Genomic DNA, 1259 nt, shown 5'->3' on the forward strand with positions numbered 1-1259 from the left:
GCGGATGCGGCGGACGATGCCGTGGTGACCGTGGTGACGGTGGGTCCGGAGGATGCGAAGGACGCGTTGCGCAAGGCGTTGTCGATGGGTGCGGACAAGGCGGTGCACGTGGAGGACGGTTCGCTGCACGGCAGTGACGTGATGGGTACGTCGTTGGTGCTGGCGAAGGCGGTCGAGAAGACGGGTTACGACCTGGTGGTCTGCGGGATGGCGTCGACGGACGGGACGATGGGGGTGCTGCCGGCGGTGCTGGCGGAGCGTCTGGGTGTGCCGCAGGTGACGTTGTTGTCCGAGGTGTCGGTGTCGGGGGGTGTGGTGACGGGGCGCCGGGACGGTGACTCGGCGTCGGAGGAGCTTGAGGCGTCGTTGCCGGCGGTGGTGTCGGTGACCGACCAGTCGGGCGAGGCGCGTTACCCGTCGTTCAAGGGGATCATGGCGGCGAAGAAGAAGCCGGTCGAGGCGCTGGATCTGGATGATCTGGGGATCGGTGCGGACGAGGTCGGTCTGGCGGGTGCGTGGACGGTGGTCGACGCGGCGGTGGAGCGTCCGGTGCGTACGGCGGGCACGATCGTGAAGGACGAGGGTGAGGGCGGGAAGAAGCTCGCCGAGTTCCTGGTGGGTCAGAAGTTCATCTGACCCCGGGGGTGGTCCCGGTGCCGGGGTGCCCGGGGGTGTCGGGGCGGTGCGGTGCGGGGTGGTGTTCCTGTCCGCCGGTGTCCGTGTTCTTTGTTCTTGTTCTTGTCGTCGCTGGTTTCGCGGGAAGTGGATGTTGTCATGGCTGAGGTTCTGGTTGTTGTCGATCATGTGGACGGTGCGGTGCGCAAGCCCACGCTGGAGTTGTTGACGCTGGCGCGGCGGATCGGTGATCCGGTGGCGGTGGCGCTGGGTGCGGGTGCGGCGGGCACGGCGGGTGTGCTGGCCGAGCATGGTGCGGTGCGGGTTTTGACGTCGGAGGCGTCGGAGTTCGCGGAGTTCTTGGTGGTGCCGAAGGTCGACGCGTTGCAGGCGGCGGTGGCGGCGGTGTCGCCGGTGGCGGTTTTGGTGGTGTCGTCGGCGGAGGGCAAGGAGGTCGCGGCGCGTCTGGCGGTGCGGATCGGGTCGGGGATCATCACGGACGCGGTGGATCTGGAGGCGGGTGAGTCGGGTCCGGTGGCGACGCAGTCGGCGTTCGCGGCGTCGTTCTCGGTGAAGTCGCGGGTGTCGCGGGGGGTGCCGGTGATCACGGTGAAGCCGAACTCGGCGCCGGTGGAGCCGGTGGC

At 68.9% G+C, this 1259-nt stretch carries 1 protein-coding gene and 1 pseudogene; both read left to right on the forward strand.

The window, feature by feature from the left end:
- Positions 1-636 (forward strand): electron transfer flavoprotein subunit beta/FixA family protein (locus ACFYPN_RS33725; protein ID WP_389303725.1); only part of this gene is annotated, 636 nt, incomplete at its 5' end.
- A gap of 138 nt (positions 637-774) precedes the next feature.
- Positions 775-1259, forward strand: a pseudogene (locus ACFYPN_RS33730) (electron transfer flavoprotein subunit alpha/FixB family protein); the annotation flags it as partial.

The sequence above is a fragment of the Streptomyces sp. NPDC005576 genome, assembly GCF_042871745.1.
Taxonomy (GTDB): domain Bacteria; phylum Actinomycetota; class Actinomycetes; order Streptomycetales; family Streptomycetaceae; genus Streptomyces.